The organism is Janthinobacterium sp. GW823-FHT03B06 (genome assembly GCF_058796955.1).
The window spans coordinates 1-20,183 of the sequence record NZ_JBXAJE010000017.1 but is presented as its reverse complement, the minus strand read 5'-3'; the positions used below and the strand labels follow the sequence as shown (position 1 = coordinate 20,183).

Sequence of the window (20,183 nt, the reverse complement as noted above, 5' to 3'; positions counted from 1 at the left end):
TCCCCATCGTCTAGAGGCCTAGGACATCACCCTTTCACGGTGAGTACAGGGGTTCGAATCCCCTTGGGGACGCCAGGATTTAGTTGTAAAGCAAGAGTGCAGTGCTGAACGGGCCTGACAAGTCAGGCTTTTTTTGTTTCTGCGATTGCTGCAGTACCGGGTCAGGATGCGAAGTAATGCATTCAGGACAGATTTCTGTCCCCATCGTCTAGAGGCCTAGGACATCACCCTTTCACGGTGAGTACAGGGGTTCGAATCCCCTTGGGGACGCCAGATTCGCATGCAGTCAGCAAGTAAAGTAACAGGTCGGGATGCAAAGCAGCGCATCCAGGATAGATTTTCTGTCCCCATCGTCTAGAGGCCTAGGACATCACCCTTTCACGGTGAGTACAGGGGTTCGAATCCCCTTGGGGACGCCAGACCGGCTGAATCAGCCAACAAAAAAGCCGCCTGGTAACAGCGCGGCTTTTTTGTTATTGGCTGCCATGCCCACGTTTTTCTCTTCCCCTTGACTATGCCACTACCTACCGATCGCGCACCATCTCTCGCCATCTTCTGCAAAGTCGTCGACAACTACGGCGATATCGGCATTTGCTGGCGCTTGGCGCGGCAGTTGAACGGCGAGCACGGCGTCGCCGTCACCCTGTGGGTCGATGATTTATCCAGTTTCCGGCGCATCTGCCCCGAAATCGACGTGGCGGCCGAAGCGCAGCAGGTGTCCGGCGTCACGGTCCGCCACTGGCGCGGCCAGGATGGCGCGTTTGCCCCCGCCGATATTGCCGACATCGTCATCGAGTTTTTTGCCTGCGACATTCCGCCCGGCTATATCGCCGCCATGGCCCACTGTTCGCCGCAGCCCGTATGGCTGAATCTGGAAGGATTGACGGCGGAAGAGTGGGTCGAGGGCTGCCATGCGCTGACGTCGCCGCGCCACGGCATGATCAAGCATTTCTTCTTTCCCGGTTTTACCGATAAGACGGGCGGCTTGCTGCGCGAAGCGGCGCTCGATGAAAAAAGGCTGGCGTTCCAGTCCGATGCGCCCGCCATGGCGGCATTCCTCGGGCAGTTCGGCGTCACGGCGGCGCAAATGTGCGCCGTGAAAGTATCGCTGTTCTGCTATCCGTCCGCGCCCGTCGCCGAGCTGTTCGCGGCCTGGCAGGCGGGTGAGCAAGCTGTGCTATGCCTGGTGCCGGAAGGCGTCGCGTTCGATGTCGTTCAAGCGTTTATCGGCGACGATGCGGCGCTGCCTGGTGCGGCGCGCACGCGCGGCGCGCTCACCGTGCGCGTGCTGCCTTTCGTGCCGCAGGACGATTACGACCGCCTGCTGTGGGCTTGCGACGTGAACCTGGTGCGTGGCGAGGATTCCTTCGTGCGCGCGCAATGGGCGGGCCAGCCGTTTCTCTGGCATATCTACTTGCAGGACGAAAACTTGCATCACGTGAAATTGCGCGCCTTCCTGCAGCGCTATGCGGTCGATGCGGACGGCGCCATCGACAGCCTGGTGCAGGCGGCGCTGGCCTGGAATGGCGCCAGCGCGGACGCCTTGCCGTGGGCGCAGCTGTGGCCCGCATTGCAGGCCGATCTGCCGCGCATCCGGGCGCGCGCGCAGGACTGGCAGCGGCAGATGCAGGCGCATGGCGATCTGGCAAGTAACTTGCTGGCGTTCGCCGGCGCGACGAGATAGGCGCTTGCCCAAAATTAAGGTAAAATGCCCGGTTATTTCTAACGTATTTTTAACCGATCAAACGCAAGCTTGCGGCGCTGATGGCGCACAGGCGGCAGATGGTCTTCATGCAACCCACTTTTTACGTACATTCCTATGAAACCCGCAAAAGAAATTCGTGTTGGCAATATCATCATGGTCGACAGCAAGCCAATGATCGTGTTGCGTTCTGATGTCAACGGTTCGAGCCGCACGGGCTTCACCTACAAATGGAAGATGAAAAATCTTCTGACGAACACCCCGATGGAAAACGTGTTCCGCGGCGACGACAAGTTCGACGTGGTTGTTCTGGATAAAAAGCCAGTGACGTATTCGTACTTCGCCGACCCGCTGTTCGTTTTCATGGACACCGAGTATAACCAGTACGAAATCGAAGAAGAAAACCTGGGCGATGCACTGCATTACCTGAAAGATGGCATGGAATGCGAAGCCATTTTCTACGACGGCAAGGCTATCTCCGTTGAACTGCCGACGACCATCGCCCGTCAAGTGGTGTACTCGGAGCCTGCGGTCAAGGGCAACACGTCGGGCAACGTCCTGAAAGAAGCCAAGATCGAAAACGCCATCGACGCGCACCGCCACACCGTGCAAGTGCCGCTGTTCGTGGCACAGGACGACGTCATCGAAATCGATACCCGTACCAACGAATACAAGCGTGTCGTGCGCAACTGATACGTGCCAGTGCTTGACCATCAAGAAACGCTGCCTTCGGGCGGCGTTTTTTTTTGCTTGAAAAATAATTCCTTTCAACAACAATTGAGTTGCAAGGACTGCTATGCTATGGCTAGCATATTATTGCGTTAGAAACACTGAGGTTTCCTGGAGATACGATGCAGCGCAGTCAGATGTTACGCAGTGGCGCGTCCCGGGGCGTGTCGCGCCCCGTATTGGCCCGTGCCACGGCGCCCGCCAGTCCCATGGCCCATTTGCTCGACGCAGGGGTCTTGCCGCAACAGCAGATGATGCAGGCAGGCAAACTCAGTTCCCATGCGCTGACGTCGCAGTACCTGGCGCGCATCCGCTCCCTGTGCAGCATCGGCGCGCGCGCCTATCCCGGCATTGAAATCAATCCCGACGCGCTGAAAATTGCGCTGGAAATGGACCGCGAGCGGCAGGTGCACAAGGTGCGCGGCCCCTTGCATGGCATCCCCGTCGTCTTGCGCGACAATATCGCCACGGGCGACCGCATGAAGACGCGCACGCAGGCACCCCTGGCCACGCATGCCAGCTGCGATTCCTTTGTGGCGGCGCGCTTGCGCGCGGCCGGCGCCGTCATCATCGGCAAAAGCAATTTGCGCCAGTGGGCCGCCGTCAGCGTGCCGCATGCCAGTGCCAGCTGGGCCGGCCTGACTATCCTGGCCGTCGACAGCGCGGCGGACGGTTCCATCGTCGCGCCTGCGTCAAACTGCGGCCTGGTCGCCATCAAGCCCACGGGCAGGACCGCTGGCGGGCAGGGCGGTGAGCCAGCCACGGCAGGACCGATGGCGCCCAGCGTGCGCGAGGCTGCCTGGCTGCTCGCCGCCCTGACGGGCGAGCGCCTGGCCGATGGCTTGACGCTCGACCTTGCCGGCTTGCAAGGGCGCCGCATCGGCGTGGCGCGCAGCCTGTTCGGCCTGTGCGCCGGGACCGATGCCGTGATCGAGCAGGCGCTGCTGGTGTTGCGCGAACAGGGCGCCGAACTGATCGAGCCGCCGCCCGCGTCCGGGTCTGGCGGCATTGAAGCGCTGCTGCGTTCGCATGCGCTCGATGCGCTGGTGGGGCCGACCTGCCATGGCGTATCGCCGCAGTCCGACTTGCCGCATATTACGGTGCCTGCCGGCATGGTCGGGGGCTTGCCGGTCGGCTTGTCCTTCATCGGCCCAGCCCACGGCGACATGGCGCTCATTGCGATGGCGTATGCCTACGAGCAGGCGACTTTGCACCGGCGCACGCCCGCACTGCCATCGAGCATCACCCTGGCGCTGCGTTGACCATGATGATTCCTTTCGTTTTCTTTCGATAAACTATGCTTGCAAGCTTGCTGCTGAGTGCGGCCGTGGCCGCCACCCCGACTCCTTTTGACGCCGAGCAACTGTCCGGCAGCTGGTCCGACAGCGTGAATACGAATAGTGTGTGCGAAGAAGCGCGGCACTTTACGCGCATGCAGTTGTCTGACGATCATCAGCGGCTGGCGATCTTCAACGACCGCACGTGGAAAAGCAAGCTGGGCGAAACCAACCGCTTTGCCGCGACGGTGGTGGCGGAAACGGAGCGCAGCCTGACGTTGCGCTATGACAATGAGACCCGCCTCAATGCCGCTGGCAAGCTGGTGGAATGGCAGTTGATCATCGTCGCGCCCGGCGTGTACCGCTGGCGCGAGACGGGCTGGCCGGAAGGCAAGGTCAACGGCGTGGTCGGCATCCGCTGTTCTCCCTGAGGCGCGCGCACAAGCATGCCATTCTGTTATGCTTCCGGCATTACATTATGCTTTTAGGAGTTTGCATGTCTGTACGTTTGCTTTTACCCGTATTCCTGGGCGCCACCGTGGCGCTGGCCGCCGTGCCGGCACAAGCGCGTACGCCCAGACTGTCGCTGATCGAGCAGGCGCAAAGCTGCGACGGCGGCCATACCTGTCCGTATTTCCCCGATGTCTACAAGGCGGACTACGCCTTTCGCAAGGCCTTCAATGAGGGCTTGAAAAAGGCGGGCCTGAAGCGGCAGCGCTGGGTGCCCGATGGCGTGGCCAGCCCGCTCAAGCCCGTCGAGATCGACGGCAAGGCACGCCTGCTGAGCAGCGTCTGCGAACCGCACAATTGCGGCCACCGCTATTCCATTTTGTACGACCCCGTCGCGCGCAGCATGACGGGCGTGTACATGGGCAGCGATGCCAAGGGCGGCTTGCGCACCGTGTATTTCGGCGAGCCCAGCATCGCCGAAGCCGACTTGCTGTACAAGAACTGATGCACGCGCCGCTACGCATTTCCAGCGAGCGCGGCGAGCTGGACGTGCCCATGATCCACCGCTACCTGAGCGAGCAGTCGTACTGGAAGCGCGGCGTGGCGATCGAAACGGTGCGCAAGGGGATCGCCAACGCGCTGTGTTTCGGCGGCTATGTGGATGGCCAGCAAGTGGCGTTCGCCAGGGTCATCACCGACTACACGGATTTTGCCTACCTGCGCGACGTGTTCGTGCTGCCGCCCTACCAGGGGCGCGGCTACGGCAGGCAGATGGTGGCCGCCGTACTCGGCGATGCGCGCTTGCGCGATGTTGCCTGGATGCTGGGCACCGATGACGCGCATGGCCTGTATGCGGGCTTTGGCTTTGCGCCGCTGGAGGCGCCGGAAAAGTACATGCGCCGCCCCGCGCCATGAGAATTATCAAAACAACCTTTAGGTGTCAAGAGAACTATTAGCATTATTGTACGCAATAATGTTGCATTGATAATGACGTCGTGTCATTATGCGCGCTCTGCAGCGTGCGTTGCTGGTGCTGTGCTTTGCCGTCGCCATTGGGCGGGGCAAAGGTGGTGAGCGGTCCGATTGGTCGTCCCTGGCACGTTTTCTCGTCACTTTAAAGGAATACATCATGAAACAATATGGCGCCGAATTTCTCGGCACGTTCTGGCTGGTACTGGGCGGTTGCGGCAGCGCCGTGCTGGCCGCCGCCTTTCCCGGCCTTGGCATCGGCTTTGCCGGCGTAGCGCTGGCGTTTGGCCTGACGGTGCTGACCATGGCTTACGCCATCGGCCACATCTCGGGTTGCCACCTGAATCCTGCCGTCTCGATCGGCCTGTGGGCCGGCGGCCGCTTTCCCGCCAGCCAGTTACTGCCTTACATCATCGCGCAAGTGCTGGGCGCCATCGTGGCCGGCGGCGTACTGTACGTGATCGCCAGCGGCCAGGCCGGTTTCGACGTCAGCAAGGGCTTTGCCTCGAACGGCTTCGGCGCCCATTCGCCGGGCGGTTATTCGATGCTGTCGGCGCTGGTCATTGAAATCGTGCTGACGATGTTCTTCCTGATCGTCATCCTGGGCGCCACTGACAAGCGCGCCCCGGCCGGCTTCGCCCCGTTGCCGATCGGCCTTGCGCTGACCCTGATCCACCTGATCAGCATCCCCGTCACCAATACCTCCGTCAACCCGGCCCGCAGCACGGGCGTGGCCCTGTACGTGGGCGATTGGGCGACGAGCCAGCTGTGGCTGTTCTGGCTGGCCCCTATCATCGGCGCCTTGCTCGGGGCGCTGGCCTACCGTCTGATTGCGGGCGAAAAAGAGTAGGCCGGCTTAGCCCACAGGGCGTAAGCCGACAATGCCGGCAGCTTAGCTTGTCGGCTTACGCGCGGCTGCGCCGCACTAAGCCGACCTACGACGCTGGTTTAGCGGCTGCCCATGAAAAAGTGGTTTGTCGGCTTACGCGCGGCTGCGCCGCGCTAAGCCGACCTACGACGCTGGTTTGGCGGCTGCCGGTGAGCAATCAAGTTGTAGGTCGGCTTAGCCCGCAAGGCGTAAGCCGACAATGCCAACAGTGCAGCTTGTCGGCTTACGCGCGGCTGCGCCGCGCTAAGCCGACCTACGCGGCGCGCCACTCGCTCAGGTAATGCTGCGGCGTGCGGCCCAGGATGCGGCGGAACATGGCGCTGAAGGCGCTGGGGCTGGCGTAGCCCAGCGCGTAGGCGATGGCGGCCACGCCTTCGCCCCGGTCCAGGCGGCAGAATGCCTCGGCCAGGTGGACTTGCTGCAGCCATTGGCGGTAGTGCAAGCCCGTTTCCTTCGGGAATAAGCGGATCAGGGTGCGCGCGCTGGCGCCCGCATCCTGCGCCCAGTCCTCGATGCTGCGCCGGCTGCCGGGCGCGTCCATGATGGCCGAGCACACGGCCACCAGGCGCCGGTCGCGGGGCCAAGGGATGGCGAGGGGCACGGTGTCGGCCGTCGCCAGTTCCGACAGGATCAAATGCGCCAGCCAGTCGCCGCGCCCCGCCAGCGCATATTCGATCGGTTCGGCCAGCAAGGCCAGGATCAGCTCGCGCAGCAGCCGGCTCACTTCCAGCACCTTGCAATCGGCGCCATACGGGGCCGCCACCTGCGCATCGATGTACACGGTGCGCATGCTCAATTCGCTCAAGATATGGACTTCATGCACGACGCCCACGGGGATCAGCAGGGCGCGCCGGGGCGGCAATATCCACACGCCATGTTCGGTGGAGACGCGCATCACGCCTTCCGTCGCATACAGCAGTTGCGCCCGCACGTGGCTGTGCGGCGCCGTGTAGTCGCCGGCCGCATATTGCCTGGACATGGCCGTCACCGGGCGCGGTACATGCTGGTAGTCGTGCGAGCTGGTGCTGCGGCTGAACGGCACGCCATCGGGGTGGGTCTGGGCGGGTGGGTGGGTGTACATGTCGGTCGTTGGCTTGTCGCCTGATTGTCACTCAGTTGTCACTTGGGCGACGATTATTGGAAGTTATCAGTTCAGTGACCATACTATACTGGCTTCTTTGCCGGGCCGCCCGCCGTGCCCGATTATTGCGGAAGACACATGCATACAACCACAACTGCCCCGCCATTGGCCAAGTCCGTGCCGGCGGCTCCCTCGCATCATAGTTCCCAACAACAATCCGGTCTGGCCATGCACATCCTGGGCGCCGTCGCCTTCGTGCATTTGCTCAATGACTTGATCCAGGCATTATTGCCGTCGATTTATCCGATGCTGAAAGCCGAGTTTTCACTCAGTTTTACCCAGGTCGGCCTCATAACCCTGACGTTCCAGTGCACGGCATCGTTGCTGCAGCCCTGGATCGGCTTGTACACGGACCGCCGTCCGCTGCCGTTCCTGCTGCCGGTCGGCATGTGCTTTACCCTTGCCGGCGTGCTGATGCTGTCCGTCGTCTCGACCTTTCCGACCCTGCTGCTCGCCGCCGGCCTGATCGGCGTTGGTTCCTCGACTTTCCACCCGGAAGCGTCGCGCGTGGCGCGCATGGCCTCGGGCGGGCGCTACGGCTTTGCCCAGTCCCTGTTCCAGGTGGGCGGCAATGTCGGTTCCGCCCTGGGACCGCTGCTGGCGGCCGCCGTCATTGTGAACCGTGGTCACGGCAATGTCGCCTGGTTCAGCTTGCTGGCCGTGCTGGCCATCGGCGTGCTGTACAAGGTCAGCCACTGGTATAGCGGCCACCTGGCCAGCTTCAAGCCGAAGGCGGGCGGCCATGGCCCGAACTTGTCGCGCAACAAGGTGATTGGCGCGCTGGGCGTGCTGGCGCTGCTGGTGTTCTCGAAGTACATCTACATGGCCAGCCTGTCGAGCTATTACACCTTCTATCTGATCGACAAATTCCATTTGTCGCTCGGCGATGCCCAGCTCTATCTGTTCCTCTTCCTTGCCGCCGTCGCGGCCGGCACCTTCATGGGAGGCCCCATCGGCGACCGCATCGGCCGCAAGCGCGTGATCTGGATTTCCATCCTGGGCGCCGCGCCATTTACCCTGCTGCTGCCGTACGTCGACCTGTTCTGGACGGCAGTCCTGACGGTGATCATCGGCTTCGTGATTTCATCCGCGTTTTCCGCCATCGTCGTTTTCGCGCAGGAACTGGTGCCGGGCAAGGTGGGCATGATCGCAGGCATCTTCTTTGGCCTGATGTTCGGCGTGTCCGGCATCGCGGCCGCCGCCATGGGCCACCTGGCTGATATCTCCGGCATCGCCTATGTGTATAAAATCTGCTCCTATCTGCCGCTGCTGGGCATCCTGACGGTGCTGCTGCCGCAGATCGAGCAGGCGAAAAAATAAGCGGGGGACGCGGGAGGGCTTGACGGCCCGCCCGCGTACATGCGATATTCGTCCCATGATCACTTTCATCCTCCCTCCAGTTTCCGCATCCGGCGCCGCTGCTGCGCTGTGTCCGTGCGCCTGGCCCCGTGAGGATGCGGCTGCGCGCCGCTGACGTTTTACTCCTCATTCGATGGCCACAGTGTTGAAAAACCTGTGGCCATTTTCTTTTTCCGCAGCGTTAATGAAAGCCCCGCATGACACTTCATCTGTACGATACCTATGCGCGCAGCCTGCGCCCGTTTGAACCCATCGCCCCGGGCCAGGCAGGCCTGTACGCGTGCGGCCCCACCGTCTACGATTACGCGCACATCGGCAACCTGCGCACCTACCTGTTCGTCGACGGCTTGCGCCGCGCGCTCGCGTTCAACGGCTTGCAGGTGCGCCACGTGATGAACATCACGGACGTGGGCCATTTGACGTCGGACGCGGACAGCGGCGACGACAAGATCGAGGCGCGCAGCGCCCGCAGCGGCAAGTCGGCCTGGGACATCGCCCTTGAATTTACCCGCGCGTTCGAGGACGATCTGCGCCAGCTCAATATCCTGCCGCCCACCGTCTGGTGCCGCGCCACCGACCACATCGCGGAGCAGATTGCCTTCATCCTCGACCTGGAAGCGAAGGGCTATACCTACCGCACGGACGACGGCATCTATTTCGACACGACGCGCCAGGACAGTTACGGCAAGCTGGCACGCCTGAAGCGCGACGGCCTGCAGGCGGGGAAGCGGGTGGACTTGGGACAGAAGCGCGATATCTGCGACTTCGCGCTGTGGAAGTTCAGCGGCGTGCCGGGACAGCGGCAGATGGAGTGGGACAGTCCCTGGGGCCTGGGTTTCCCCGGCTGGCACATCGAATGCTCGGCCATGGCGGAAAAGCACCTGGGCGCGTATTTCGACATCCATTGCGGCGGCGAAGACCACGTGGCCGTCCACCACAGCAACGAGATCGCGCAAACGGAAGCGCGCCATGGCACGCGCCTGGCAAACTTCTGGCTGCATGGCGCCTTCCTCAAGACGCAGGATGCGAAGATGTCGAAATCCTCGGGCGACTTCCTGCGCCTGCAAAGCCTGGCGGAGCAGGGCATCGATCCGCTGGCCTACCGCTACCTGTGCCTGGGCGCCCACTACCGCAGCAGCCTCAATTTTACGGATGAAGCCTTGCGCGCCGCCAGCAGCGGCCTGGCGCGCCTGCGCGTGGCCGTGCATGGCCTGGGGGATGCAGGCGGCGAGGCCGACGCGACATGGCTGGCGCGTTTTAGGACCTGCATCAACGATGACCTGAATTATCCGCGCGCCCTGGCCGTGGCCTGGGAGCTGCTGAAAAGCGCGCTGCCCGATGGCGTGAAAAAGGCCACCATGGCCAGCTTCGACGCGGCGCTGGGGCTCGATCTGCTGGCCTGGCAGCCGGCGCAGGTGGAAGTGCCGCAGCCGGTGCTGGCGTGGCTGGCGGAACGGGCCCACGCCCGCGCGCAGCGCCAGTGGGCCGAGGCGGACCGCTTGCGCGAACTGGCGCGCGCGGCCGGCTACGACATCGACGATACGCCGCAGGGGCAACAGGCGCGGCCTTTGTGAAGATGTCCTGCATAATGGCCGCCTGATGAAACTGGAGATGCCGTGAAGCGTCGTTTGCTGTTACTGAGTTGTTGCCTGGCCCTTTCTGCCGCCCGCGCGGCCAGCGAGTGTCCGGGCTTTCCCGTGCTGGCCACGTCCGGCGAAGCGCTGCTGGCGCAAGTGCGCGCGCTGCCGCCCGTCGGCATCGACCGCGAACGGCAGGCGTGCGCGCCGGCGACCGTCATCGACTTCGCCTACAGCGGCGGCACCTTGTGCCGCTTTGGCGGCGACGAGGAGACGGCCGATGCCGCGACCGCCGCCGTCACGCGCCTGGTCGATGGCGGCGAACTGGTCGAATACCTGTATCTGTTCCCGTATGCGCCGGCTACGCATGCGCGTTTGCTGGCGCTGCTGGCCGCGCGTTTTGTGCCAGTCGACAAGGCGGCGTGGCCGGCCTTCCTGCAGCGCGCCACGCCAGGCAAGGAAACCACGGCCCTGTTTACCCATGGCGGCTACTATATTTCGCTGGGCAAGCCCACGGACGGCGACCCCGCCGACTGGTATTCGAACGTGATCTTTGAAAAGATGGATAAACCCGCACTGGGCGTGCGCAAGGTTTGCCGGGAGGGGCGCGATGGCTGAAGCGGACGCCTTTCCCGCGGCCTTGGCCGGCACCGTGGCGCAGCTGCTGCCCGCGCTGGGGAACGGCCGGACACACCCGCCATTTGCCGTGCGCCAGGATGGCGAGGCCTTGCTGATCCCGGCGCGCACCTATTATGACCGCGAGCCGCTGCTGGCCTGTATGCGGCTGCCCGGCGACGCGGGCGTGATCGCCCTGTGCCTGGGCACGCGCCACCATGACGGCCATCTGCGCGAAGCGTGTGCAAGACGGCTGTTGCTGCAGGAACGGGCGTGGACGGTGCCCTTCGTCGTGCACCTGTGCGGCGAATATGTGCTGGAGATTATCGAGGCAATTGGCGCGGCGCTGCCGGCCTGGAATGCCGATGCACTGGCGCGCTACCTGCGGGAGAACTCCGCGTATCTCGATACGCTGGAGCGGCGCACCGTCAGTTACTGGAACTGCTACTACCGCGGGCAGTATCCCGTGTGGGAAGATTATCCGGGACGCAGGACCATGGCGGCCCTGCGTACCTTGCAAGGCCTTACGCCTCGATAAAGCGCATCTTGAAGCTGCGGCCCTTGATGTTGCCGAAGTCGCGGCCCAGGGTATTGCCCGCGTTCAGGCGCTTGAACGCCGCTTCGGCCACCTTGCGGTCGAGCGCCACGTAGGTCATGAACTCGAACACGTTGATCTTGCCCACCTGCTCCTTGGTGAGACCCGCATCGCCCGTCAATGCGCCCAGCAAATCGCCCGGACGCAGCTTGTCCTTCTTGCCGCCCATGATGCACAGGGTGACCATCGGCGCCGGCAGCGCTTCTGCGCCATCGTCCTCGTTCAGTTCCTTCAGGTCGTGCCATTCGGCGGCGCTGTTCTGGTATTGCTCGATCAGCTTGACCCATTTCTTCTCGTTCGGCGCGCACAGCGACACGGCCAGGCCCTTCTTGCTGCCGCGGCCCGTGCGGCCGATGCGGTGGATATGCACTTCCGTGTCTTTCGAGACGTCGACGTTGATCACGGCGCCCAGGTCGGAAATATCGAGGCCGCGCGCGGCGACGTCGGTGGCCACCAGCACGGAGCAGCTGCGGTTGGCGAACAGCACGAGGATTTCATCGCGCTCGCGCTGTTCCAGCTCGCCGTACAGGGCCAGCGCGGAAAAGCCTTGCTGGCGCAGTTCCTCGGCGAGCTCGCGGCAATGCACCTTGGTGTTGCAGAAGGCCAAGGTGGATTCCGGCTTGAAGTGTTTTAACAGCTTGCCGACGGCGCTGTTGCGCTCGTCGAAGCCGATTTCATAGAAGCGCTGCTCGATCTTGTCGTTGTCGTGCTGCGCCTCGACCGTCACTTCCAGCGGATTGACGAGGAACGACGCCGTGGCGCGGCGGATGTCTTCCGGGTACGTGGCCGAGAACAGCAGGGTCTGGCGGCGCGCCGGGCAGGCGCTGACGATGCCGGCGATTTCCTCATAAAAGCCCATGTCCGTCATGCGGTCCGCTTCATCGAGCACCAGGGTCTGCACGTGATTCAGGTTGATGGTGCCGCGGCCCAGGTGGTCGCGCAAACGGCCCGGCGTGCCGACGACGATGTGGGCGCCGTGTTCCAGCGAGGCGATTTGCGGGCGCATCGGCGCGCCGCCCGTCAGAGTCAGGATCTTGATGTTGCCGGCCGCGCGCGCCAGGCGGCGCAGCTCATTGGCCACCTGGTCGGCCAGTTCGCGCGTGGGGCACAGCACCAGGCCTTGCACGGCAAACCAGGCCGGATTGAGCTTGTGCAGGATGCCGATGCCGAAGGCGGCCGTCTTGCCGCTGCCCGTTTTCGCTTGCGCGATCAGGTCGCGGCCATCGAGCACCGCCGGCAGGCTTTGCGCCTGGATGGTGGTCATCTCGTGGTAGCCGAGCGAATCCAGGTTGGCCAAAAAGGCGGGCGTCAGCGGCAGGCTGGAAAAAGAAGTGGTGGCGGATGTGGTGTTCATAAAGGGCGGAGCCGGTAAAAAGCGGGTGAATGGGCACAGTCTACAGGCGTTCTACGCCCTTGTGCGGATGGTGGTGTGGAAGCCGGCGGCGAACGGCCGCCGGCGTGGGGTACTAATTATCTGGCGCCCAGATGGGCAAACCGGTCAGATCGAGGCCGGCGTCGCGCGTCCATACGGGCAGGCCCGTGGCGTCGGTCGGCTCCAGCAATTCGAGCTGCACCTGCTTCAGCGCCGCCTTGCGCGCGCGCGCGCGGCGCTGCGGCTCCGGCGCCGGCTCTGGCGCCTCGAGCGCTGGCGGCGGGCCGAAACCGGGCAAGTCGATGGTGGCGTTGTCTTTTTTATCTCTCATTTGCTAACCTCTATCCCTGGCCTGCGAAGGCCAAGGGGCGGGCAAGGTGCTGCCCGCCTATGTCAATACGCTTTCACTTCATCCACAAAACAAAAGCCCGGCTACTGGAGTCGGGCTCATTGTGAATATCATCGGCAGGAAAAGCAGACCTGCGGATTTAAGTGCGGCACGCAGTGTATCACAGGCGTGCCGCATTGTGGGAGGCTTAGCGGAAGCTCAGGGCGCCCGTCAAGTCACCGGGAGGTAGGGCTCCCCGTGCTGCAAACGCGTCGTTGCGCACTTTCAGGCCTTCGAGCAGCGGCAGGTCGTGCAGGCGCGTGATCAGGCGCAGGATCGACGTCGTGTCGTAGAAACTGTGGTCGACGGCGCCTTTCTTCGCGTACGGCGAGACGACGATGGCGGGAATGCGCGTGCCCGGACCCCAGCGGTCGCCCTTTGGCGGCGCCACGTGGTCCCACCAGCCGCCGTTTTCGTCGAACGTGATCACCACGATCATGTCCTTCCACTGCGGCGATTCCTTCAGATGCTGGATGACGTTGGCCACGTGCTGGTCGCCCGACTCGATATCCGAATAGCCCGCGTGCAGGTTCAGATTGCCCTGCGGCTTGTAGAAGGTCACGGCCGGCAGCTTGCCCGCCACGGCGGCGGCGAGGAATTTGTTCGAGATCGGGCTGTCGCCCGTGCCGCCGTCGCGCAGGTGTTCGGCGCGCGCCGCCGTGCCAGGCGCGAACTGCTTGAAGTAGTTCAGCGGCTGGTGGTGGAACTGGAAGTTCGGCTTGCTGCCGCCGCCCTTGTGGTCGAGCGCCGCTTGCCAGCCGCCGCCATACCACGCCCAGCTGACGCCCTTGCGCGACAGCAGGTCGCCGATGGTGTCGTAGGTTTGCGGCGGCAGGGTATTCGCGTCGGCCGGGTCGGCGTGCAGCGGGTCGCCGTCGAAGGCGGGGCGGATGTAGCTCGGTTGATACGGCGGCGCCATGGTATTGACGGCATAGCCGTCCGGCGTGATGGCGCCGTCGTTCACGTATTTCGGCTTGCCGTCCAGCGCGGAGGCGGGGCAGTCGGGCGAGATGGCCAGGCGCACGCCTTGCGGGCCGTCGGCCAGCACGGCGATCTTTTTCTTCGCCGCCGTCTCGGTCGCGTTAAAGTATTCGTTGGCGCGGCCCGTGACGAGGAACTGGTGGTTCATATAGGAGCCACCGAAGGCCGCCATGAAGAAGTTGTCGCACAGCGTGTATTGCTCGGCGATCTGCCACAGGTTCAGGTTTTTCGACGTTTCGCCGTAGTGGCCCATCACCAGGCCGCCGCTGTCGGCCCACGCGGCAAAGCCGTCGTTCTTGCCGCCATTGATCTGCATCTGGTTGTTATAGAAGCGGTGCACGAGGTCGCGCGTGATGATGCTCTCGGGCAGGGGCTTGCCGGACGCGTCGCTCAGTTTGTAGGGAGCGTTGGGCAGGCCGGAAATCTGCTCTTCCTTGATCAGGTAATCGATGCCGCCGATATTTTGCTGATTCGGCACCAGGCCGCCCCAGATCTTCGGCAGGGTTGCCAGCGGCTTGCCGTCGCGGTCCAGCTGCTGCGCCTGTTCCGCGGTGACGGCGGACAGGGGCGCGCTGGTACCGGGGAAGTTGGCGAACAGGTTGTTGAAGCTGCGGTTTTCCAGGTAGATCACGACCACGTTCTTGACGTGCGCCTTGAGTTTCGCGTCGAGCGAACCCTTGGCGATGGTCTTCCTGGCTGGCGCGGCGTCGGCCAGCGCCGGCAGGCTGGCGGCCAGGCCGACTGCGGAAGCAGCCTGGAACATGCGCCGGCGCGAGGGATTGGCGGGTTGGTCGGCCGGATCGGCTGGCAGGGCGGGGGCGAGGTCCTTCACACATTCTCCTTGGGTGTCTCTATGGGCACGGGCGTTGGCGGCAATGGCCGGCAACGCCCGTGAAGCGGGAAAATTGTATCACCGGCCCTGCGGCCCTGTGAAATATTCGGCTTTGTCCTGGTCCTGGCGCTAGAACTGGTAGCGCACCTTCAGTGCCACCTTGCGCGCCGGGCCATGCATGCCCGAGTACCACCAGTCCGACACGGAAGCCGTGTACTGCTTGTCGAACAGGTTGGCCACGTTCACGGTGGCAGAGAGCTTGTCGTTGACGTCGTAGCGCGCCATCAGGCTGGCCACCGAGTACGCCTTCTGTTCCCAGTGCAGGGTACTGTTGATCTGCCACGCGTCGATGTCGGAATACACGCGGCTTTGCCAGTTCACGCCGCCGCCCACCGTCAGGCGATTGAACTCGCCGGGCAGGCGGTAAGTGGTCCACAGTTTCACCAGGTGGCGCGGGAAGGTGGTCAGGATCGCCTTGCCGGTATTGTTTTCCGTCTGGCTGTAGGACCACGCAGCCGAGATGTTCCAGTCCGGCGTCAGCGCGCCCGTCGCTTCCAGATCCACGCCCTGGGTCTTGGCGCCCTTGATGGTGCGGTTGGCGGGATTGTTCGTGCCAGGGACGGTGTAGCCGGGGTCCGATTCGGCCAGGTTGCTCTGGCGGATCTGGTACAGCGCGGCGGCCGTGTTCAGACGGCCATCGAACCAGCCGCTCTTGATGCCCGCTTCAAAGGTCTTGCCCTCGCGCGGCGCCAGCAGCTTGCCGTAGCGGTCTTGCTGGGCTTGCGGCTGGTAAATGGTGGAATAGCTGGCGTAGGCGCTGTGCGTGGCGTCGATGTCGAACACCAGGCCGCCATACGGCGTGAAGACGCGGCTTTCCGAGGCTGGCGACGCGCTGTAAAACGGCACGGAAGGCGCGTCCGAGATGTAGTTCTCGCTGTAGCGCAGCACCTTGGCGCCGGCGATCAGTTTCAGGCGCTCGGACAGGTTGAGGCGCGTGGCTGCATACGCGCTGGCCTGGCGGCGCGTGCTGTCGTAGGTGACGTAGGTATCGCCAAACACGGGCGTTGCCAGGCGATTCCAGCGGTACAGGTTGACGCCGCTGCCCTGGATGCTCCAGTCGAAGCGGCCATCCGTCTTGCTCTGGAATTGGCTGTAGTCCATGCCCAGCACCAGCTCGTGCTGGCGGCCGAAGGCGCTGAACGGCCCGCGCACGTTGACGTCCACGCTGTTGACCTTCAGCTGGTAATCGCGGTAGTCGGCGCTCAGGCCCAGGCCATCGCCTGTGGCCTGGTCGGGGAAGCCGGCGCTCACGTTCATGTAGACGGCGCGCTCCTCCTGCGACGACTGCACGCGGTTGGCCGAGATTTTCAGCTTCCAGTCGTTCGCCAGCGCGTGTTCCAAGGTGGCGAAGATGTCGGTTGAATTGGTGTTGAAGCGATTCGACCTGGCCGCCGGGCTGAAGGAGCGGGGCAGGTCCGTCATGACGCCATTGCTGTAGAACAGGGGGAAGCCCAGGTAGGAGAGGGAACCGTCCGAGCGCTTGCGCTGGTGCGTCACGCCGGCCGTCAGCTTCGTGTCGCTGGACAGGTCCGCCTCGACCACGCCGTAGACCACTTTCTTGTCGCGGCTGTAGCCGTCGATGATGCTGTCGCCTTCCTCGTACACGGTCACCAGGCGGCCGCGCACCGTGCGCGCCTCGTTCAGCGGACCCGAGATGTCGGCCATGGCGCGCCGTTCATCGTAGGAGCCCAGCTCGCCCTCGACGGCGGCCTGGAACTGCGCCGTCGGTTTCTTGCGCACCATGTTGATGGCGCCCGACGCGTCGCCCGCGCCCGTCATCAGGCCCGAGGCGCCGCGCAGCACTTCGATGCGGTCGTACAGCGCCATGTCGGCCAGGCTTTGCGACGGTATCGCGTCGAGGCCCAGGTTTTCCGAATGCGTGCTGACGCCGTCGAGCTGGTAATTGGTGATCGAATAGCCGCGCGAGGTAAAGCCCGTGCGCTCGCTGCCCAGCGAGAACAGGGTGATACCCGGCGTTTGCGCCATCACTTGCGCGATCGTGCTCAAGCCCTGGTCCTGCATGCGCTGCTGCGTGATGACGCTGACCGACTGCGGTGTTTCCCTGATCGACAGGCCCAGCGGCGTGGCTGTGGCGATCGGCAGGGTGGAGACATACGCGCCCGAGCCTTCGGTGGCGTCCTGCTGCGCCTTGACCGACACTTCCGGCATCATGGCGATGGCCTCCGCGCCGGAATCCGCCTGGACCGGGCGCAGCACGTAGCTGCCATTGGCGCTGCGCTCGGCCTTCAGGCCCGTGCCGCGCAGCACGCCGTTCAGGGCGGCCAGCACGTCGTGGCGGCCGCTCAAGCCGGCCGACGTCTTGCCGCGCGTCTGCTCCGGCGTGAAGCTGAGGATGACCCTGGACTGGCTGGCGACCTGGCGCAGCGCCGCCGCCAGGTCGCCGGCCGGCACCTGGAAGTCGAGACTGGCCGCAGCGGCGGCCGCGCTTTCCTGCGCCAGGGCTGGCGCGGGGATATTCAGCAGCAGGGCCGAACCGATGAAGATGCATTGGATGGCATGCGCCATGCGCTTGATGCGCGGCCGGGACCGGGACCGGGAAGACATAACTTGGGACATGGTTACCTTGTGGTGTAGTCGTCAAAAAGAACGTTGCCTACACAGGTCACGCGAGAATCGAAAACGGGTACCTTTTTTTTGCGCTGGCGTCAAAATACATGTTCAGCGCTGCCGCCGCGCTTCCACCTGCACCCAATAGCGCGTGCGCAGGCGCACGTCCACCGGCAGGGAATCGGGCAGCGACAGCAGCACGGCGTCCAGGTCGGCCAGCGGGAAGACGCCGGAGATGCGCAGGCCGGCCACCGCGTCGTCGCAGCCCAGCAAGCCGTGGCGGTAGCGGCTCAACTCATGCAGGAAGTCGCGCAGCGGCATGGCGTCGGCCAGCAGCAAGCCCTGCCGCCAGGCCCAGATGTCGGGCGAGACGGCGTGCGCGGGCACGATGCTGCGCGCGGTCATGCCGCCGCCCTGGCCGGCCTGGATCACGAGACTGCCATCGCCCTGGCACGGCATCAGCCGCACGGCGCCTTCCTCGACGGCGACCAGCGTGCTGCCCTCGGCCTGGCGCACCGAGTAGCGCGTGCCCAGCGCCTGCGCGTGGCCGTGCGCCGTTTCGACGAGGAAGGGGCGGTAAGGCCGGCCCGTTTCGCGGGCGGTGGCGATGAAGACTTCGCCCCGCACCAGTTGCAGCAGCCGCTGCGTGTCCGTGTAGCGGATGTTGACGGCGCTGCCGCTGTTCAGATGCAGGCGACTGCCGTCGGCCAGGGTCAGCTCGCGGCGTTCGCCCACGCCGGTGGACAGGTCGGCCAGCGCGGCGCGGGCCATGCCGGGCGCATATTCCGAGCGTGCGCCGAACCAGCCCGTGATGCCGATGGCCGATACCCACGCCAGCAGCCGCAGGCTGCCGCGCCGCGAGACGGAACGCGAGAGGGGACTTTGCAGCAGCGCCTGGCGGCTGGCTGGCCCATCGAGTTCGCGCAAGCCGCCGCTGACGCTTTCGATGTGACGCCATGCCCGTTCATGGTCCGGGTGCGCCTGGCGCCACTGCTGCCAGGCCGTTTTTTCCGCCGGCGTCGTTTCGCCGCTCATCAGGGTGGTCAGCCATTCGGTCGCTTGCATGGCGACGGCCAGGTCGATGGGCTGGCCCTGGGCGTAGACGGTGGCGCCGCGCATGTCAGGGCGCGGCAAAATCGGGCACGGCAAAAAAGCACAGCAAGTTGGCCTTGCTCAGGTATTTTTTGACGGAATGCGTGGTGGTGCCCAGTTCGGCGGCGATCTCGGCATAGCTCATGCCGTCCAGGTGGGCCAGCAGGAAGGCGGCCCTGGCCTTGGCGGAGAGCCGGTCCAGCGCGCGGTCGATTAGTTGCAGCGATTCGAGCAGGATGGACATCGCTTCCGGCGACGGTGTACTCGCTTGCGGCTGGTGCAGCAGGGCGTCGAGGTAGGCCCGTTCGAGTTCTTCGCGCCGGCAGTGGTTGGCCAGCAGGCGCTTGGCGATGGTAGCCAGGAAGGGGCGCGGCTGCGCGATGCCGGCACTGCTGCGCGCAACGAAGATCTTGAGGAAGGTATCCTGCGCCAGGTCGCCCGCCAGCCCCGCATCGTGCAGGCGGCGCTTCAGCCAGTGCAGCAGCCACGAGTGGTGCTCGGCGTACAGGGCCTGGAATTCGGACGGCGGGGAAGGGGCGGACAGCATGCGGACGGGATGGAATATCTTAATCTAAATGAGAATTGTTCTCATGATAGCGCAGCGGCGCACGCCAGGCAATCAGGAAAACGCGGCGTTGCTGAAATGCGACTGCGCGCCCGGGCCGCGCGCGGCGCGGGCTTTGCGCCTGCGCACGGCAGATGTAAAAGTTTCCTTGGCGCAAGCTTTCATGTGAGAAAATGCGGGCTGTCGATGTGGTGCGGAGCGGAGCGAAAAATGATGTGGATGGTTGGCGGTGTCCTGGTTCTTCTGGTCGCCAGATTTTTATGGTTGGCCTATTTCCATCGGGTCAACGCGATGTCGCGCCAGGCGGAAGTGATGAACTGGATCGACATCGGCCGCGTGTCGAATGCCGATGGCGGCAAGGATATTCTGTTGGCGAGAAACGAGCGCGGTGCCCGGATCGACTGGCGCACGGGCGAAGTCTGGCTGATGAACCCCAAGGTGGGCGAGCCGTTTGCCGATTTTCTCGCCGTCGAGCGCTGGCTGACGATGCGCGACATGCCGGCGGCGAACAAGCCGGCCGCCGCTGCGCCTGCGCCAGTGGCGCCGGAGCCGGAAGCGGCGCCCGACGCCGGCCCCGTGCGCGATACCTTGCCTGCTTTCCAGCAAAAGGTCGATGCATGTTTGGCCAAGGCCGAGGGCGGACAGGAATTGCTGGAAACGAAGCAGGCGTTCGAGGCGGGCAGCGAGCCTTATCTCGAGGCGTCGACGGAATTGAGCAAGACCGCGCTGGAGCTGGAAGTGTCGCCCGCCATGGTGGCCACGTTTCATATCAGCGCGTTTGCCGCCCTGGCTGAAACGGCTGGCGCCGACAAGCTGGAACGGGTGGCGGCCAGCCTGCATGCGGCGGCCAGGCAGATCAGGGCCAGCGTCACCGCGTAACAGCATGGGCCCGGCCCGGAATGAAAAAAACCGCTGACTCCCTTGCAGGCATCAGCGGTTTTTTATGTATTGGTTGCGGGGACAGGATTTGAACCTGTGACCTTCGGGTTATGAGCCCGACGAGCTGCCAGACTGCTCCACCC

At 64.1% G+C, this 20,183-nt stretch carries 19 protein-coding genes and 2 tRNA genes; 14 read left to right on the top strand and 7 right to left on the bottom strand.

The window, feature by feature from the left end; translation table 11 throughout:
- Positions 1-197 precede the first annotated feature (197 nt).
- From AC1RBA_RS27850 to aqpZ, 9 genes are all read left to right on the top strand, one after another.
- A tRNA-Glu gene (locus tag AC1RBA_RS27850) sits at positions 198-273 on the top strand.
- 70 nt (positions 274-343) lie between these two features.
- A tRNA-Glu gene (locus AC1RBA_RS27845) sits at positions 344-419 on the top strand.
- A 95-nt stretch (positions 420-514) separates the two neighbouring features.
- The gene (earP, locus tag AC1RBA_RS27840) at positions 515-1,684 is read left to right on the top strand and encodes an elongation factor P maturation arginine rhamnosyltransferase EarP (RefSeq protein WP_492420606.1); all 1,170 of its coding nucleotides are present in this window, start codon (positions 515-517) and stop codon (positions 1,682-1,684) included.
- Positions 1,685-1,819: 135 nt separating this feature from the next.
- Entirely contained in the window at positions 1,820-2,395 is a 576-nt protein-coding gene (locus AC1RBA_RS27835; protein ID WP_070223695.1) for an elongation factor P, read from the top strand.
- A 158-nt stretch (positions 2,396-2,553) separates the two neighbouring features.
- A complete protein-coding gene (locus AC1RBA_RS27830) occupies positions 2,554-3,693 on the top strand; it encodes an amidase family protein (RefSeq protein ID WP_070289890.1) in 1,140 nt (379 codons plus the stop codon).
- Between the two features lie 35 nt (positions 3,694-3,728).
- A complete protein-coding gene (locus tag AC1RBA_RS27825; protein WP_070223698.1) occupies positions 3,729-4,139 on the top strand; it encodes a hypothetical protein in 411 nt (136 codons plus the stop codon).
- 65 nt (positions 4,140-4,204) lie between these two features.
- On the top strand, positions 4,205-4,663 hold the full coding sequence (locus AC1RBA_RS27820; protein ID WP_162995609.1) for an Ivy family c-type lysozyme inhibitor: 459 nt from the start codon (positions 4,205-4,207) through the stop codon (positions 4,661-4,663).
- The gene (locus AC1RBA_RS27815; RefSeq protein WP_070289887.1) at positions 4,663-5,073 is read left to right on the top strand and encodes a GNAT family N-acetyltransferase; all 411 of its coding nucleotides are present in this window, start codon (positions 4,663-4,665) and stop codon (positions 5,071-5,073) included. Before AC1RBA_RS27820 ends, AC1RBA_RS27815 begins: the two co-directional genes overlap by 1 nt.
- Before the next feature lie 214 nt (positions 5,074-5,287).
- Positions 5,288-5,977 carry an aquaporin Z gene (aqpZ, locus tag AC1RBA_RS27810; protein WP_070223703.1) on the top strand — a complete coding sequence of 230 codons (690 nt, stop codon included), beginning with the start codon at positions 5,288-5,290 and terminating at the stop codon, positions 5,975-5,977.
- A 292-nt stretch (positions 5,978-6,269) separates the two neighbouring features.
- Here aqpZ and AC1RBA_RS27805 read toward each other — a convergent pair whose 3' ends face one another.
- Entirely contained in the window at positions 6,270-7,097 is an 828-nt protein-coding gene (locus tag AC1RBA_RS27805) for an AraC family transcriptional regulator (RefSeq protein WP_121669012.1), read from the bottom strand.
- A 228-nt stretch (positions 7,098-7,325) separates the two neighbouring features.
- On the opposite strand from AC1RBA_RS27805, the gene AC1RBA_RS27800 reads away from it, so the two are divergent.
- The 4 genes from AC1RBA_RS27800 to AC1RBA_RS27785 all read left to right on the top strand — a co-directional run bounded on the left by AC1RBA_RS27800 (position 7,326) and on the right by AC1RBA_RS27785 (position 11,246).
- The gene (locus AC1RBA_RS27800; RefSeq protein ID WP_070223830.1) at positions 7,326-8,477 is read left to right on the top strand and encodes an MFS transporter; all 1,152 of its coding nucleotides are present in this window, start codon (positions 7,326-7,328) and stop codon (positions 8,475-8,477) included.
- Between the two features lie 236 nt (positions 8,478-8,713).
- On the top strand, positions 8,714-10,090 hold the full coding sequence (gene cysS / locus AC1RBA_RS27795; protein ID WP_492420602.1) for a cysteine--tRNA ligase: 1,377 nt from the start codon (positions 8,714-8,716) through the stop codon (positions 10,088-10,090).
- A 42-nt stretch (positions 10,091-10,132) separates the two neighbouring features.
- A complete protein-coding gene (locus AC1RBA_RS27790) occupies positions 10,133-10,711 on the top strand; it encodes a hypothetical protein (RefSeq protein WP_492420600.1) in 579 nt (192 codons plus the stop codon).
- Positions 10,704-11,246, top strand: a complete 543-nt coding sequence (locus tag AC1RBA_RS27785; RefSeq protein ID WP_492420598.1) for a hypothetical protein — start codon at positions 10,704-10,706, stop codon at positions 11,244-11,246. Before AC1RBA_RS27790 ends, AC1RBA_RS27785 begins: the two co-directional genes overlap by 8 nt.
- Here AC1RBA_RS27785 and dbpA read toward each other — a convergent pair.
- From dbpA to AC1RBA_RS27755, 6 genes are all read right to left on the bottom strand, one after another.
- A complete protein-coding gene (gene dbpA / locus AC1RBA_RS27780; RefSeq protein WP_492420596.1) occupies positions 11,233-12,657 on the bottom strand; it encodes an ATP-dependent RNA helicase DbpA in 1,425 nt (474 codons plus the stop codon). The genes AC1RBA_RS27785 and dbpA overlap by 14 nt on opposite strands.
- 112 nt (positions 12,658-12,769) lie before the next feature.
- Positions 12,770-13,006 (bottom strand): hypothetical protein, encoded by a 237-nt coding sequence (locus tag AC1RBA_RS27775; protein WP_099408811.1) that lies wholly within the window; start codon positions 13,004-13,006, stop codon positions 12,770-12,772.
- A gap of 205 nt (positions 13,007-13,211) precedes the next feature.
- The gene (locus AC1RBA_RS27770) at positions 13,212-14,876 is read right to left on the bottom strand and encodes an acid phosphatase (protein WP_492420594.1); all 1,665 of its coding nucleotides are present in this window, start codon (positions 14,874-14,876) and stop codon (positions 13,212-13,214) included.
- 129 nt (positions 14,877-15,005) lie between these two features.
- Positions 15,006-17,462, bottom strand: coding sequence for a TonB-dependent siderophore receptor (locus AC1RBA_RS27765; protein WP_492420592.1), 2,457 nt, complete (start codon positions 17,460-17,462; stop codon positions 15,006-15,008).
- A 153-nt stretch (positions 17,463-17,615) separates the two neighbouring features.
- The gene (locus AC1RBA_RS27760) at positions 17,616-18,623 is read right to left on the bottom strand and encodes a FecR domain-containing protein (RefSeq protein WP_121669021.1); all 1,008 of its coding nucleotides are present in this window, start codon (positions 18,621-18,623) and stop codon (positions 17,616-17,618) included.
- 1 nt (position 18,624) lies between these two features.
- Complete coding sequence (locus AC1RBA_RS27755; protein ID WP_070223815.1) at positions 18,625-19,143, bottom strand: sigma-70 family RNA polymerase sigma factor; 519 nt, start codon at positions 19,141-19,143, stop codon at positions 18,625-18,627.
- Between the two features lie 282 nt (positions 19,144-19,425).
- Between AC1RBA_RS27755 and AC1RBA_RS27750 the strand changes: the two genes are divergently transcribed.
- Entirely contained in the window at positions 19,426-20,040 is a 615-nt protein-coding gene (locus AC1RBA_RS27750; RefSeq protein ID WP_139143036.1) for a hypothetical protein, read from the top strand.
- Positions 20,041-20,183: the final 143 nt, after the last annotated feature.